We start from the raw sequence: 15163 nt of genomic DNA, 5'->3' as shown, positions 1-15163 counted from the left end.
ACCGCGGCCGCCGTCACTGTCCCCCGGTCACCGTCCACTGTCACCCCACCAGGCGACGGTGGCGGCAGCTGCCTCATGCAGCGGGGTTGGTGTCAGCCCCAGGGCGGCCTGGCTCGCCGTGGAATCCATGACGAAGGGGCGCTCGAACTGGTACATGGTCTCGGCCAGTTCCCGCATATCCGGGGAAAAGAAGCCCATTGCCTTCACTGCCCACCCGGGTACGCCGGTGACCCGCGGTGCCCGGGCGCCGGCCGCCTTGGCGAATGCCCCCGCGATCTCGCGCTGGGTAAGCGCAGGTCCGGTGGGCGCATGCCACACCCGGTTCCACACCTCAGCCCTGCCTGCCGCGGCAATCATGGCGGCCGCGAGGTCCGGGACGTACGTGAAGGAATGCGGCTGGTCCGTCCGCCCGATCACCTGCATTGGCTTGCCGGCCGCGACGGGCCGGACCATGCGCTCGCCGGCGTGCGAGTTGCGGACCCGCGGGCCGAAGAAGTCGCCGGCCACCATGCTCACGGTAGCGGTGGGGGACGCCGCGCGGGCAGCGAGCAGCGCGGTCCGGACGCCGCGCTTGCCGCCCTGCGCCTGCCGGGGGCTGTCCTCGGTCATGATGTTTTCCGGGGTGCTGTAGGAGTACAGGCTTTCCGGAAAGACCACGACGGCGCCCGCCGCGCCCGCCGCAGCGAGCACGTTCAGCTCGGCGTCCGGCAGTTCCCTGGCCCACACTTCGGCGTTGTACCGCGAGCCGTGGATGCAGTGAAAAACGGCCGCGGCGCCCCGGAAGGCCTCGCCGAGCCGGGCGGGGTCGGAAACGTCGATGGACAGTTTTTCCACCAGCGGGTGGGCTGGTCCGCTGCCGGACCTCGTCAGGAGGCGCACCCGGTGGCCCGCCGCAGCCAGCTGTTCCGTGACGGTCCAGCCCACCGGGCCGGCCCCTGTGACGACATAGAGCCTGGACGATTGGTGCCCGGAGGCTGCAGGTTGGGACATTCCGATCTCCTTTGAACTATCGAGAGCAGTGCTCTCCCATTCAGGATGTGACGCCGGGTCCAACAAGTCAAGAGCGGTGCTCACATTTGTTGACAGTGCTCTTGTATGTGGAATGCTGGACTCATGCCAGAGGACAGGACTGCGGGCGCGATAGGCGCGGGCGCTGCAGCCAGCCAGGCCGGAGCGGCCGCCGCGGCTATGCGGCCGCGCACCCCACGCGAGCGTGCCCGGGCGCAGACCGTCGCCGATATTGTCCGGCTGGGCCGGGAGCATCTGGCGCTGCACGGGGCCGCCGCGCTGTCCCTCCGTGCCGTGGCCCGTGATCTCGGCGTCGTCTCGTCGGCGGTATACCGTTACGTGGAGAGCCGCGAGGAGCTGCTGACCCTTCTGCTGATTGATGCGTACAACGACCTCGGCGACGCGGTGGATGCCGCCGTCGGGGCCGTGCCGGAGGATGACTTCGGCGGGCGCTTCGCGGCGCTGGGGGGCGCGGTGCGGGACTGGGCGCTGCACGAGCCATCGCGCTACGCCCTGCTCTTTGGCAGTCCGGTGCCCGGTTACCAGGCCCCGGCGGAGCGGACCACCGGCCCGGGAACCAGGGTGATTACGGCCCTCATCGGCATCCTCGACGGCGCCTTCCGGGCCGGGCGGCTGGCCGCGGCCGGCCGGCCGGGCCCTGCCGTGGCCGCCGGACTGGCCGGGGACCTGGCGAAGATCCGCGCCGAGTTCGGCCTGGCGGTGCCGGATGACCTCCTGGCCCGCGGCGCGCTCGCCTGGACCGCACTCTTCGGCGCCGTCAGCTTCGAAGTTTTCGGCCAGTACGGCGCCGGCACATTCACTGCCCCGGAGGAGCTCTTCGGTCACCATCTCGCGGTGCTGGCCGACGTCGCGGGGCTGCCGGCGGCCGGTACTGCCCCGTAAGCGAGCTTCCCCTGTTGCCCCGCCGTGGCGCTCGATAGACTGCCCCTGCGCCCGCACGGGCGCGCCAGATGCGTCCAGGAAGGATCCATCCATGTCTGAAGAGAACAGGCCTGAAGAGAACAGGCCTGCTGAGAGCACGCCTGAAGAGAACGTCCCCGGAAAAGCAGCGCCCCGGAACGTCGATGCCGGTCCCGCGGAACGTGAAGCAGAGGCCGCGGCGCCCGAGGGGCAGTATGTCGAGGGCGACTACGGCTCCGCCGGCGCGGCGGGCCAAGTCCCGCCCACGGCCGTCGAGGGGGAGTACGCGGCGGGGGACTACGGCGAGGCCGGCGTGGCCGGAGCAGCCGTCGTCGGCGACGTGGAAGGCGACTATCCCGAGGGCGACTACGGCGAGGGCGGGGTCTCCGCTGAGCCCGCCAGCGTCGCCGGTGAGCCCGCCAGCGTCGCCGGTGAGTCGGCCGACGTCGCCGAGGAAGGTGAATACCCCGAAGGCGACTACGGGAGCGCCGGTACGTCCCGTCCCGAGGGATCCGCCCGGCCGGCTACGGGAGAGCCTGCCGACGGCGACGCCGCTCGGGACGACAACTAACGCCTAGGAAAACGGCGGGACCAGCCGGCGCGGGCGCCGGCTGGTCCCCTGCCCGGGTCTGCGCGCCGGTGCCCACGGTGCAGGTTCGCGCAGGGCGAAACGCTGCCCGGGAGGCGCTGGAAGGGCTGGAATCCGGGGGATTTAGGCGGCGATGAGTCGCCGCGGCCCGGGCGGGAAAACAAAGTTGAGTCAACCTCGCTCAACTTTGAATTGACTTATGTCCGCCTCTGGGTAAAGTTGAGTGTAGATCGCTCAATAACGGTCGGACCGGTTGCGGTGAGAGCCACTGCGGGTCCGCGGCCATCTCCGCAAGATTCCAAGGAAGTAAGGAAGCAATCCATGTCACGTGCAGTAGGTATCGACCTCGGAACCACTAACTCCGTCGTCTCCGTTCTCGAAGGTGGCGAGCCCACCGTAATTGCCAACGCCGAGGGTGGCCGCACCACGCCGTCGGTTGTTGCCTTCTCCAAGTCCGGCGAGGTCCTGGTCGGCGAGATCGCCAAGCGCCAGGCCGTCAACAACATTGACCGCACCATCGCGTCCGTCAAGCGCCACATGGGCACTGACTGGACCGTCGCCATTGACGACAAGAAGTACACGGCGCAGGAAATTTCCGCCCGTATCCTCATGAAGCTCAAGAACGACGCCGAGTCCTACCTTGGTGAAAAGGTCACCGACGCCGTCGTCACCGTGCCGGCCTACTTCAACGACGCACAGCGCCAGGCCACCAAGGAAGCCGGAGAAATCGCCGGCCTGAACGTCCTGCGCATCGTCAACGAGCCCACCGCGGCCGCCCTGGCCTACGGCCTGGATAAGGGCAAGGAAGACGAACTCATCCTGGTCTTCGACCTGGGTGGCGGAACCTTCGACGTCTCCCTCCTCGAGGTCGGCAAGGATGAGGACAACTTCTCCACCATCCAGGTCCGCGCCACCGCCGGTGACAACCACCTCGGCGGCGACGACTGGGACCAGCGCGTCGTGGAATACCTGCTGAACCAGCTCAAGGTCAAGGGCATCGACCTCACGAAGGACAAGATTGCCCTGCAGCGTCTCCGCGAAGCCGCGGAGCAGGCCAAGAAGGAACTCTCCTCCTCCTCCAGCACCAACGTTTCCCTCCAGTACCTGTCCGTCACCCCCGACGGCCCGGTCCACCTGGACGAGCAGCTGACCCGCGCCAAGTTCCAGGACCTCACCAAGGACCTGCTGGACCGCACCAAGAAGCCGTTCCAGGACGTCATCAAGGAAGCCGGCATCAAGCTCTCCGAGATTGACCACATCGTGCTCGTCGGCGGCTCCACCCGCATGCCGGCCGTCTACGACCTCGTCAAGGAACTGGCCGGCGGCAAGGAGCCCAACAAGGGCGTCAACCCCGATGAGGTCGTCGCCGTCGGCGCAGCCCTGCAGGCCGGTGTCCTCAAGGGTGAGCGCAAGGACGTGCTCCTGATCGACGTCACCCCGTTGTCCCTTGGCATCGAAACCAAGGGCGGCATCATGACGCACCTGATCGAGCGCAACACCGCCATCCCCACCAAGCGGAGCGAGACCTTCACCACCGCGGATGACAACCAGCCGTCCGTGGCCATCCAGGTCTTCCAGGGCGAGCGTGAGTTCACCCGCGACAACAAGCCGCTGGGCACGTTCGAGCTGACCGGCATCGCGCCGGCCCCCCGCGGCGTTCCGCAGGTCGAGGTCACCTTCGACATCGACGCCAACGGCATCGTGCACGTTTCGGCGAAGGACAAGGGCACCGGCAAGGAACAGTCCATGACCATCACCGGCGGCACCGCGCTGTCCAAGGAAGACATCGACCGCATGGTCCGCGACGCCGAAGAGCACGCAGCCGAGGACAAGGCCCGCCGCGAGGCAACCGACACCCGCAACACGGCCGAGCAGCTCGCCTACTCCGTGGACAAGCTGATCGCTGACAACGCCGACAAGCTGCCCGAAGAGGTCAAGACCGAGGTCAAGGCCGACGTCGACGCCCTCAAGAAGGCCCTCGAAGGCACCGATGACGCCGCCGTGAAGACCGCGTTCGAGAAGCTGCAGGCTTCCCAGACCAAGCTCGGCGAAGCCATCTACGCCCAGGCCGGTTCCCCCGACGGCCACGCCGGTGCTCAGGGTGCCCCCGCAGGCGAGCCGGCAGCCGGCTCCGACGAGGACATCGTCGACGCCGAAATCGTTGACGAAGACGAGAAGAAGTAATCATGCCGCACCACGGTAACGAAGAAGAGCACGGTTCTTCCGGGAACCCGAGCCGCGGAAACGAGCAAGAGAACGACCCGCAGAAGCCGGTGATCCACGACAACCGCAAGGTTGATCCGAAGACCGGCCAGGCCCGCCACCCTGACCAGGAGCGCGCTGCCGCCCCGGCGGACTCCGGCTCCGGGGATGCCCTGTCCCAGGCGGAGGACATCCTCAACAGTGTTGAGGTGCCCGCCGCGGAATCTGTAGCCCAGGGCGCTCCCGCCGCCGAGGCGGAGGAGCTCAGGAATGACCTCCGCCGCCTGCAGGCCGAGTACGTCAACTACCGCAAGCGGGTCGAGCGCGACCGGGCCGTGGCGGGGGAGATGGCCGTCATCGGCGTCCTGAACGCACTGCTGCCGGTACTGGACGACGTCGACGCCGCCCGCCAGCACGGCGACCTCGCGGACGGCCCGTTCGCCGCGATCGCCGCCAAGCTGGAGGCTGCGCTGAAGACGTACGGACTGGTCCGCATCGACGAGACCGGCGTGGAGTTCGATCCGACCATCCACGAGGCCCTCATCCAGCAGCCGGGCACGGACATCGAAATCGACACCGTCAGCCAGGTGCTCCGCTCGGGCTACAAGTCCGGCGACCGCGTCCTCCGCGCGGCCCAGGTGATCGTGGCGGTACCGGCGTAGGTTGCCTCTGGCGCTCCGCCGGATAGGGGGCGGTGCCCGCTTCGCGGTGCCCTCCACACCGCCGCCCCCTATCCGGCCTCCGCGCCAGCGTGTTGCTCGCCTAAAGTGAGTTGAGAAACAGCGCGAAGCAGATGATGGGCCCCGGGAGTGGCATCGGGCCTGCCGGAGCGTGGTGGCTTGGTCCGTCAGGACCAAGCCACCACGCGAAGGGGCGGGGGCCCATCATCTGCGAAGCGCACTCTGCACGACTTTTGAAAGGAAACGCCATTGGCTAGCCAGGACTGGGTGGACAAGGACTTCTATAAGATCCTTGGTGTTGCCAAGGACGCTTCCGACGCCGACATCAAGAAGGCCTACCGCAAACTTGCCCGGCAGCACCACCCGGACACCAACGCGGGGAACGTCGCCTCGGAGAAGAAGTTCAAGGACATCTCTGAGGCCTATTCCGTGCTCTCGGATCCCGATGAGCGCCAGCAGTACGACGCCATCCGGGCCATGGGCGGCGGCGCACGCTTTGCCCCCGGCGGAAGCGGCGGGGCTGCCGGCGGAGCAGGCTTCGAGGACCTCTTCGGCGGACTCTTTACCGGCGGTGGGGGCCGCCATTCCGGCGGCTACAGCACGGCGGGCGGCATTCCGCCCGAGTTCGCTGATCTCTTCGGCGGCGGCGGATTCGGTGGCGGCGGCCAGTCCTTCCAGCGGGCTCCGCAGAAGGGGGCCGACCGGACCGCGTCCACCTCGATCTCATTCGCCGGGTCAATCCGCGGCACCACGATCGGCCTGCGCGAACCGGACGGCGAGGTCATCGACGTCCGTATCCCGGCCGGCATCAAGGACGGACAGAAGGTCCGCGTCCGCGGCAAGGGCCAGCACGCTCCCGCCGGCAACGGCGACCTCATGGTCACCGTCTCGGTGAAGCCGCACGAGTTCTACATCCGCGACGGCGACAACCTCCGGATCCACGTTCCGGTCTCCTTCCCCGAGGCGGCCCTGGGCGCGGACATCGAGGTTCCGACGATCGACGGTGACAAGGTCAAGGTCAGGGTCCCCGCGGGCACGCCCTCGGGCAGGACGCTGCGCGTCAAGGGCCGCGGCGTCAAACACGCCAAGGCAACGGGCGATCTGCTGGTGACAATCGACGTCGCTGTTCCGCGGAAGCTGAACAAGGAAGCGGAGGAGGCCGTGAAGGCCTTCGCCGCGGCCACCGCCAATGAGGACGTCCGCGCGGGCCTGGCAGCCAAGGCCCGGCTCTAGGAACGGGATCCAGCCATGGCCATCGACTTCGACCAGCCGATCTTCGTCATCTCCGTTGCCGCGGAGCTGGCGGACATGCACCCGCAGACACTGCGCCAGTACGACCGGCTGGGCATCGTCTCGCCCAGCCGTGCCCCGGGCAAGTCGAGGCGTTACTCGCAGCGGGATGTGAACATGCTCCGCGAAGTCCAGCGGCTCTCCCAGGAGGGGGTATCGCTGGAGGGCATCAAGCGGATCCTGCAGCTGGAGAACCAGGTGGCCGCCCTGCAGCGCCGGGTCAGCGAACTGACTGAGGAACTGGGCCGGCGTCGCCAGGGGGCCGATTCGCGGATCTTCGCCGCAGGAACTGCCGGCGACGTCGTCAGCTTGGCCCGCGGCAAGCGTCCGCAGGCGCGGTCGCAGGCGCTGGTGGTGTGGCGGCCGCGGGGCATGGACTAAAACTCATCGGCTAAGACTCATCGGCTAGTACATACAGCTGTGCCCGGGACCACTGGTCCCGGGCACGGCTGTTGTTGCGTCCGGCGGTGCTGCCGTGGGGGCCGTTAGAAGCGTGACGTGGTGGGGCTGGTGAATGGGGTTATGGCGAGAGAGTTGCCGGCGCGGTCCTTCATCCCGTCCGGCGGCGTGTAGGACGGGGCCGCCGCGAGCTGTTCCGTTCCGTTGGGTGTGCCCTGGACCAGGGCTCCGAGCGTGATGGTGAGCTTTTTGGTGCTCGCATCCCAGCTGACTGTGGAGGCGTTCGATCCGTTGCCTTTGTACGTTGCCGTCCCCGTCGCCGGTCCGTAGGCGGTGCCAGCCCCCAGCCCGACCGTGCCGATTCTCGACGTCGCGCAGGCCGAGCTATTCACTGCGACCGTCAGGACGTTGCGGGAGCTGATGGTGACCGTCACGTCGTTGTTCCCCTTCAGGGTGCCGCTGGCACCGGCAGCCCAGTCGCTGCAGATTGTTGAGGCGTCCAGGGCTTCCGAGAACGTAATGGTGGCAGTGTCATTGGGCTCCATCAAGCCGTCATCTTTTCCGGGGCCCGCGCTGTCGGCCAGCGCTACCGCTGTCACCGTGGGGGCGGTGACGTCCTTGGTCGAGGTCGCGATGCCAGGCACCGTGCCCGGGTTGCCCGCGGTGTCGGTGGCGACGGCGCGGTAGGTTATCGTTCCGGCGTCCAGCCCTGTCAGGCTGAGGGTGGTGTTCCAGGCCCCGGAGCTGTTCGCGGTCACTGTTTTCGTGACGGTGTGCGCGGCGCCGGCGTCCGTGATGGTCAGGGCAATGGATGCCCCGGGCTCGGTGGTGCCGCTGACCGGGACCGCAGTGACGTTGCCCGTGTTGACGAAGGGGGGGACGCTGATCCCAGGGGCGCCCGGCGGGGTGGTGTCTACGGCGGCTCCGGCGCTCCGGGCGCTTTCGGTTCCTGTCCACTGTGCGAGCACCGGGGTGACCGTGTAGTACCAGGTGCCGGTCGGGACGCCCTGGTCCGTGCAGCCCAGCCCGGCGATAGGTTGGGCCGCGCAGCTTCCCCCGGCGGGGATCTTCGTGCCTCCCGAGGCGGAGGAATAGCGCGCCACCGTGTAACCGGTGACGGGACGGCCGGCCAGGGTGGTGCTCGCGTTCCACGCCAGCGTGACATTGCCCGCGGACACCGACGTCGACGGCGTTGCGCCGGCGGCCACGGCGTCTGCGGCGGCCGCCGCGGTGCCCCCAATGGAGGAAGCAGTCCAGAAGGCGTTGGCTCCCGGACCGGCCCATGAGAGGAGGGCGGCGCCGGCAACGATGACGGCAACGCGGCTCCGGATGCGCCCGCCAGCCCGGCGGTTGTTGCGGTGACTCATCGTCGTGCCTCCACAGTGACGGGAACCCTGAAGGTCGCGCCCTGGCAGGCGGACTGGGACTGGCTGGACATGCTTGCCGCGCCGGGCAGGGTCACCAGCAGGGAAGAGTTCGCCGGAATGGTGACGGCTGGTGCCAGTGGGGCAGCGGGGGCCGTGAAGGAAACCCCGGTGGTGGTGCATCCGGCATGGGCGGCATCGGCCGTGACCGGCCCGGCGGAGACCACCGCGTGGATCCTGACCGCGAACGCGTTGGGGTTGCTGCTCCGGAGGATCACGTCCGCCGTGCCGCCCGGGACCAGGCTGGTCCGGTTCGAGTCGCCCGCTACAAACGCATCGACAGTGACAGCATTCATCGTTGCGGCGGCTGCGGCGCCGGAACCTGCGCCGGCGGTGGCCCAATAGGCGTAGGCCGTGCCCCCGCCGGCCAGCAGGCAGAGCGCGGCGGCAGCGGCGGAGGCGGTTCCGGCGACTCTGGTGCCGCGCAGCATGGAGCGTGTGGAGTGCATGTCAGTTTCCCTGCCCTGATCCCGAGTAGGCCAACTGGAGGACTGCGCCCTTGCAGCCGTCCTGCAGGCGAGGAGTGTCGAGCATGGCGATCCGGGGCCATTGGGCGGACGGGACACCAAGTTGTGAGAGCGAGCTGCTGCCGGACGGAACCGTCAACGGATAGCGCCCGCTGTACTGCACCACGGCATAGTCCTGCGCCGTGCAGGGCAGGTTGGCCGCGATCGCCTTCGCCGTGCGGATCACACCCGTGATCGAGACAGTCAGGTTGCTGACGTCGATGCCCTTGTCCGGGTTGGTGAATCCTAAGTCCATGGACCGGCTCGTACCCGGCGCCAGCAAGCCGGACACATCGCCCGAGAGTCCGAACACGCGCAGGGGCGCCTTGACCCGCAACTGGGTCTTTACGGCGGCCGACTGGACCGCCCCGCTCTGGCCCGTCAGGGTCAGCTCGTAGTCTCCAGCGGCGGTGCTGGATGCCGTGGATACGTTCATGCTCAGCTGGGCGGTGCTCCCGGCCGTCAGCTTGACGGACGACGGCGCCACACCGGATGTTGCCCCCGAGGGGAGGCCGGTGACAGCCAGCACGACCGTGCCGGCAAACCCGCCGGTGGAGCTGACGGTCGCGGAATAGCTCGTGGCCTGCCCCTGGTCCACGTTCCTGGTGGACGGTGTGATCTGCACCAGGATTCCTGGCTTTTGCGGGGCCGACTGCTGCCCCGCCGCGTAGAGCGTGCCCGCGGGCAGGAAGATGGCCAACAGGCCAATGATGAGGACGCGGCCGGCGAGGCCCGCATTCTCCCTGGCGAGCCGGACGAACCGCAGTGGATGCTGCATTCCCTATCCTCCTTGGACCCGGCAGCTTTGCCCGGGTGGTGGGTGTCGACGGTTGCTGATGCGTTGTTGCGCGGTGTTTGTCGTGATGGCCCGAAGGCCGCCCCGGGGGCCGTGCGTCCGGCCCCCGGGGGCACCAGCTACACGCTGCCGACGGTGACCGTGACGACGGCCGACTTGCAGGCATCCTGGTTGGCGGTGCTGTTGAGGAACTCCAACGTTCCCGACCCCACCTGGGTGCCCGTGCTGTTCGCTGCCACGGGCGTGTTCGTTGTTGCGGCGCTGACCGTGAACCATGCCGGCAGGCATTCGGGCACGCTGGTGGTCACGCTTGCACTGAGGGCGCCGACGACCGTGCCGGTGGTGGTGCTGTTGTCGGCCGTGTACGTCACGGGCACCGAGTTGCCCGGGGCCAGGCCGGCCGCGAAGCTGGCGTGCAGGGTCACGGTGCCGCCACCGGCGGAGTTGGCAGCCGTACCGGTGCCGCTGCCTGTGGTGGTCCAGTAGGCGTAGGCAGTGCCGCCGCCGACGGCCACGAGGGCGACCGAGGCTGCAACGGCGATGACCTTGCTCTTCTTGGTGAGCTTGCGCATTTGTGAGACTCCTTGTGTGGGTGGCACCCGGACAGGAGTCATCAGGCCGGAGCCGCATTCCCCCAATCCTGCGGTTGCCGCGCTGAATCGATGGCCCAATCGTTGCGGCGAACTGCGGACGGGACAACGCGTAGTTGTACTCGTCTTTTGGCTCCCGAACTACGTGCCTCGGAGGAAAGTACTCGTGTTCCGGCGCGGAGAGCCTCTGGAATCCGGCCGGAAAACACCCGCCCGGAAGCACTTCGGAGTAGTTATTGGGGCGAAACTACCTGCCTGCGGCTGGTGCCGGGCAGTCGGGCCAGGCCAGGAACGACGGAGCAAGTAGTCTGCTTTTTGCGCGAACAGCCCGCCGGCAGGCTGTAGGGCGAATACGCCCGGCAAGTAGCCACAGGAGCGAACTGAGTACACCGGAACGCAAACAGGTAACCGGCCATTCGATAGTCGGGTACCTGATTTGCGTGACTTCATGCCCGGGTCGCGCGTTGAATTGGAATGTCAGAAAAGGTTGGCGTGACACGCTCACAGCTCCCACGGGAAGCCAGAGCGCTGAGCCAGCGCAGGAGCAGCGTAGACGCCGGGGGGCATCGCATGCATGATTCAGCCGAGCTAGATCCGTCCACTGCCGATTCTTCGCGGCCGGCTACTCTGAGGCGCGCGCCGTGAGCCCGGGGCTCCAGGCCGCCGCCCTGTTTGCCGGCTCCCTGCCAGGGCACATCCTGATGTCCCTGGGGCAGGCCCTCGTGGTCGTCTGCCTGTGCTTCGACTTCGTCCGCGCGGTCTCCGTGCCGCGGTCCCGCAGCCGGTACGTCGCCAACACCTGGTTCCGGACACTTGCGCTGCCTTCCATCCTGGTCATGGCGTTCAGCGTGCTCCTCGACGCCGCCTCCGGCTCTTGGCCCGAGGTCGCCGCCGGGATGTTCATCTTGGTCGCTGTGATCTTCCGGTGGCACCATGGCAGCGACGAAGACAGCTGGTGGAAGGGCAAAGGCAAGGCCCTGGGCCGATGGCTCCGGAACCGGGCAGCCTCCGGGTCCCTGGTTGCTCCGGCCACGGCCTGAAAAAGGCCTTGCTGTCCGGGCGTCCCAGGGTGTCCAATCCTTAACACAAGGCCCTGCGGGGCACGAGTGGATGCGACGCCGGGAGGTTCTCATGCCGTCGAAAGGCGCCAAGACGCCGTCAAGGGGACCGGTCCGGGGTACATCTGACCTCCGGCGGGCGGACGCCAACGGCGTCGCGCCGCCGGAGCAGCCGGACAAGGTCCGCAATGTGGCACTCGTGGGGCATTCCGGTTCCGGAAAAACGATGCTCACCGAGGCGCTGCTTGCCGCAACCGGAGCCATCACCCGCAAGGGCTCCATCGCCGAAGGCACCACGGTGAGCGACTCGGATCCTTCCGCCATCGCGCAGCAGCGCTCTGTGGCGCTGGCGGTCGTGCCGGTGATGGTGGGGGACATCAAGGTGAACCTGCTGGACACTCCGGGCTATACGGATTTCATCGGCGAACTGCGGGCAGGGCTCCGTGCGGCGGATGCGGTGCTGTTTGTCGTCTCGGCCACCGACGACGTCGATGCAGCGACCACTGCGCTCTGGAGCGAGTGCCAGCGGCTCGGGATGCCCCGGGCTGTGGTCATCAGCCGCCTGGACCATCCGCGCGCGGATTTTGACGCCGCCGTCGCCCGCTGCCGCCTGGCATTTGGCGACGCCATTGTTCCGCTGTATTTGCCGGTCCCCGCGGACGGTGCCGCCACCGGGCTGCTGGGACTGTTGTCCGGGATGGTCTCCGACTACGGTACGGGGGAACCGGTTCCGGCCACCCGGGCCGCGACCGGCGTCGAACTTGCCGCGGCGGAGTCCGCACGCGGCGCGCTTATCGAGGGGATCATTGCCGAGAGCGAAGACGAGTCACTCATGGACCGCTACCTCGGAGGCGAGGAAATCGCCCCCGATGTCCTGATCGCCGATCTTGAGACGGCCGTGGCCCGCGGGTCGTTCCACCCGGTGCTGCCAACGTCGGCGGAGTCCGGGCTCGGCCTCGCGGAACTGCTCGAGGTCCTGGTGCGCGCGTTTCCGACGCCGGCGGAGCGCGGCGTCCCCGCAGCGACGGACCTCGACGGGGTGGCAGCCGGCGAGCTCGGCTGCCACCCCGACGGCCCGCTGCTCGGTGAAGTGGTCCGTACGACGATCGACCCGTTCCTTGGCCGCGTCTGCCTGGTGCGCGTCTTCTCCGGCGCGGTGCGGGAGGACGCCGCGATCCATGTTGGCGGCCGCGGAATGGCGGACCGCGGCCACGAGGACCACGACAGCGACGAGCGGGTCACCCACCTGTACTCCCCGCTGGGATCAGGACTGCGGCCGGTGCCGTTCTGCGTTGCGGGGGATATCTGCGCGCTGACCAAGCTGGGCAACGCCGAGACCGGCGACACGATTTCGGCCAAGGAGCTGCCGCTGCTGGTGGCCGCCTGGGACATGCCGGACCCGCTCATGCCGGTTGCCATCGAGGCCGCCACGCACGGCGACGAGGATGCCCTGGCCAGGAACCTGGGGAAGGTCACGGCCGGGGACCCGACGCTGCGGGTGGAACGCAACTCCGAAACCCACCAGCTCATCCTGTGGTGCATGGGCGAGGCGCACGCCGACGTCGTCCTGGGCAGGCTGCGGGATCAGGGCGTGAACCTGCAGAGCGTCCCGGTGATCACGCCGCTGCGGGAGACGTTTGCCGCCCCGGCCGCCGGGCACGGGCGCTATGTCAAACAATCCGGCGGCCACGGCCAGTACGCGGTGTGCGACATCGAGGTGGAACCGCTCGACCGCGGCGCAGGGTTCGAGTTTGTCGACAAGACCGTGGGCGGGGTGATTCCCGGGCCGTTCATCACCTCGGTGGAAAAGGGCGTGCGGGCGCAGATGCAGAAGGGCGTCTCGGCCGGGTTCCCGGTGGTGGATATCAAGGTGACGCTGATCGGCGGCAAGACGCACAGCGTGGATTCCTCCGATGCGGCCTTCCAGGCTGCCGGCGCGCTGGCCCTCCGGGAGGCGGCCGGGGCAACCCGCATCCAGTTCCTGGAACCGGTCTCGTCCGTGACCATCTCCGTTTCGGAGGACCACGTGGGTGCTGTGATGAGCGACTTGTCCTCCCGGCGGGCACGCCTGACCGGGACCACCTCCGCCGGCGCCGACGGCACCGAGATCAGCGCCGAGGTTCCGGACCAGGAACTGTTGAGGTACGCGGTGGAGTTGCGGGCCCTGACCGCCGGCAGCGGCCGGTTCCGGCGCAGCTACCTGCGGCACGAACCCGTGCCGCAGGCGCTGCACTGATGGCCCCTGCTGGGATCAGCGTCAGCCGTTGATGACCTGCGGGACGCCGAGGGCCTTGAGGCCTTCGACGCCGAATTCGAGTCCGTAGCCGGACTGCTTCGCGCCGCCGAACGGGATGCGGGGGTCCACGGCCCCGTGCTTGTTGATCCAGACGGTGCCGGCCTCGAGCCGGGCCGCCACCTTGCGGGCTTCGGCGGGGTCGGAGGACCAGACCGAGGCGCCGAGTCCGACGTCGAGGGCGTTGGCCATGGCGACTGCCTCGTCCACGGTGCCGTACCGGATGATCGGCAGGGCGGGGCCGAACTGTTCCTCGGCGACGAGGGGGTTGCTGTCGGCGATGTCCGCGACGAGGGTGGTGGGGTAGAAGTTCCCGGGCTGGTCGTTCTCCGGGTTGCCGCCGAGGAGGATCCTGGCCCCGGATTCGCGGGCGGCGTCGACCAGTGCCGCGACAATGTCGAACTGCTGGCGGTTCTGCAGCGGGCCGAGCACGTTGGCCTCGTCCAGGCCGTTGCCCATGGGCATGGCGGCGGCGACATTGGTGAGTTCCTCGCAGACGGCATCGTAGATGGAGTCGTGGACGTAGAGGCGTTTGAGTGCCGCGCAGGTCTGGCCGGTGTTGATGAAGGCGCCCCAGAACAGGCCCTCGGCGATCGCCCTCGGGTCGGCGTCGGGCAGGACGATGCCGGCGTCGTTGCCGCCGAGTTCCAGGGTGAGGCGTTTGACGGTGTCGGCGGAGGATTTGATGATGGCCTTGCCGGTGGCGGTGGAGCCGGTGAACATGATCTTGCCGATCGCGGGGTGTCCGGCCAGGGCCTCGCCGACGTCGCGGCCGCCGGCGACCGCCGTGAGGAGGCCCTCAGGGAGTTCCTGGTTGAGGATTTCGACGAGGGCCAGGACGGACAGCGGGGTGTATTCGGAGGGCTTGATGACGACGGCGTTGCCCATGCGCAGGGCGGGGGCGAGCTGCCAGACGGTGATCATCATGGGCCAGTTCCAGGGGCCGATCGCGCCGACGACGCCGATGGGCCGGTAGTGCAGTTCGGCGCGGGTTTCGCCGTCGTCCACCACGGTTTCGGCGGCCAGCGGAGTGCCGGCGGCGACGCGGAGCCAGGCGGCGCAGGCGCCGACCTCAAAGCGGGCGTTCGGGCCGTTCAGCGGCTTGCCCTGCTCGCGGGAGAGCAGGCGGGCGAGTTCCTCGGCGGAGCGTTCGACGGCGTCGGCGGCCTTGAGCAGCGCGGCGGACCGGGCGTCGTGGCCCAGCGCAGCCCACGCCGGCTGCGCGGCGGCTGCGGCGGCGATGGCGGCTTCGAGGTCCTGGACCGTGTGGACCGGCGCTTCGCCCACCGGCTGGCCGGTGGCCGGGTCAAAGATCGTGCGGGTTTCACCGGACACCGGCGTGATCGCGGCGAGAAGGGCGTCGTAGGTTTCCATAGGGGTACTCCACATCGAGTAGGTCAGAGAACG

Annotated in this window: 14 protein-coding genes; 8 read left to right on the top strand and 6 right to left on the bottom strand. The window is 68.5% G+C overall.

The genetic code is table 11. The features are described from left to right. Window positions 1–27 precede the first annotated feature (27 nt). Window positions 28–990, bottom strand: coding sequence for an NAD-dependent epimerase/dehydratase family protein (locus tag C560_RS0110470; protein WP_026538176.1), 963 nt, complete (start codon window positions 988–990; stop codon window positions 28–30). A gap of 123 nt (window positions 991–1113) precedes the next feature. Between C560_RS0110470 and C560_RS0110465 the strand changes: the two genes are divergently transcribed. The 6 genes from C560_RS0110465 (at window position 1114) to C560_RS0110440 (ending at window position 7071) form a co-directional block, all read left to right on the top strand. Then, window positions 1114–1911, top strand: a complete 798-nt coding sequence (locus tag C560_RS0110465) for a TetR/AcrR family transcriptional regulator (RefSeq protein ID WP_442853154.1) — start codon at window positions 1114–1116, stop codon at window positions 1909–1911. A 91-nt stretch (window positions 1912–2002) separates the two neighbouring features. Then, window positions 2003–2500, top strand: a complete 498-nt coding sequence (locus tag C560_RS21555) for a hypothetical protein (RefSeq protein WP_043422928.1) — start codon at window positions 2003–2005, stop codon at window positions 2498–2500. Between the two features lie 339 nt (window positions 2501–2839). Next, the gene (dnaK, locus tag C560_RS0110455; protein ID WP_018774082.1) at window positions 2840–4702 is read left to right on the top strand and encodes a molecular chaperone DnaK; all 1863 of its coding nucleotides are present in this window, start codon (window positions 2840–2842) and stop codon (window positions 4700–4702) included. A gap of 2 nt (window positions 4703–4704) precedes the next feature. After that, on the top strand, window positions 4705–5382 hold the full coding sequence (locus C560_RS0110450; protein ID WP_026538174.1) for a nucleotide exchange factor GrpE: 678 nt from the start codon (window positions 4705–4707) through the stop codon (window positions 5380–5382). A gap of 267 nt (window positions 5383–5649) precedes the next feature. Then, a complete protein-coding gene (locus C560_RS0110445) occupies window positions 5650–6633 on the top strand; it encodes a DnaJ C-terminal domain-containing protein (protein ID WP_026538173.1) in 984 nt (327 codons plus the stop codon). Window positions 6634–6648: 15 nt separating this feature from the next. Continuing rightward, window positions 6649–7071, top strand: a complete 423-nt coding sequence (locus C560_RS0110440; protein ID WP_018774085.1) for a heat shock protein transcriptional repressor HspR — start codon at window positions 6649–6651, stop codon at window positions 7069–7071. A 104-nt stretch (window positions 7072–7175) separates the two neighbouring features. Here the strand turns inward: C560_RS0110440 and C560_RS0110435 are convergent, their stop codons facing one another. The 4 genes from C560_RS0110435 to C560_RS0110420 all read right to left on the bottom strand — a co-directional run bounded on the left by C560_RS0110435 (window position 7176) and on the right by C560_RS0110420 (window position 10387). After that, window positions 7176–8456, bottom strand: coding sequence for a hypothetical protein (locus C560_RS0110435; RefSeq protein WP_026538172.1), 1281 nt, complete (start codon window positions 8454–8456; stop codon window positions 7176–7178). Beyond that, on the bottom strand, window positions 8453–8962 hold the full coding sequence (locus C560_RS0110430; protein ID WP_231494315.1) for a hypothetical protein: 510 nt from the start codon (window positions 8960–8962) through the stop codon (window positions 8453–8455). Before C560_RS0110430 ends, C560_RS0110435 begins: the two co-directional genes overlap by 4 nt. A gap of 1 nt (window position 8963) precedes the next feature. After that, entirely contained in the window at window positions 8964–9797 is an 834-nt protein-coding gene (locus C560_RS0110425; protein ID WP_026538170.1) for a COG1470 family protein, read from the bottom strand. Window positions 9798–9934: 137 nt separating this feature from the next. Further along, window positions 9935–10387 (bottom strand): hypothetical protein, encoded by a 453-nt coding sequence (locus C560_RS0110420; protein ID WP_026538169.1) that lies wholly within the window; start codon window positions 10385–10387, stop codon window positions 9935–9937. Between the two features lie 659 nt (window positions 10388–11046). Between C560_RS0110420 and C560_RS0110415 the strand changes: the two genes are divergently transcribed. Further along, entirely contained in the window at window positions 11047–11445 is a 399-nt protein-coding gene (locus C560_RS0110415) for a hypothetical protein (protein ID WP_026538168.1), read from the top strand. Window positions 11446–11536: 91 nt separating this feature from the next. Then, the gene (locus C560_RS0110410) at window positions 11537–13699 is read left to right on the top strand and encodes an elongation factor G-like protein EF-G2 (protein ID WP_026538167.1); all 2163 of its coding nucleotides are present in this window, start codon (window positions 11537–11539) and stop codon (window positions 13697–13699) included. 21 nt (window positions 13700–13720) lie between these two features. Here the strand turns inward: C560_RS0110410 and C560_RS0110405 are convergent, their stop codons facing one another. Continuing rightward, window positions 13721–15130, bottom strand: a complete 1410-nt coding sequence (locus C560_RS0110405; RefSeq protein ID WP_026538166.1) for an aldehyde dehydrogenase family protein — start codon at window positions 15128–15130, stop codon at window positions 13721–13723. Between the last annotated feature and the right edge of the window lie 33 nt (window positions 15131–15163).

Source organism: Arthrobacter sp. 9MFCol3.1, assembly GCF_000620385.1.
GTDB lineage: Bacteria > Actinomycetota > Actinomycetes > Actinomycetales > Micrococcaceae > Arthrobacter.
The sequence above is the reverse complement of the archived record's forward strand: the minus strand, read 5'-3'. Positions and strand labels throughout refer to the sequence as shown.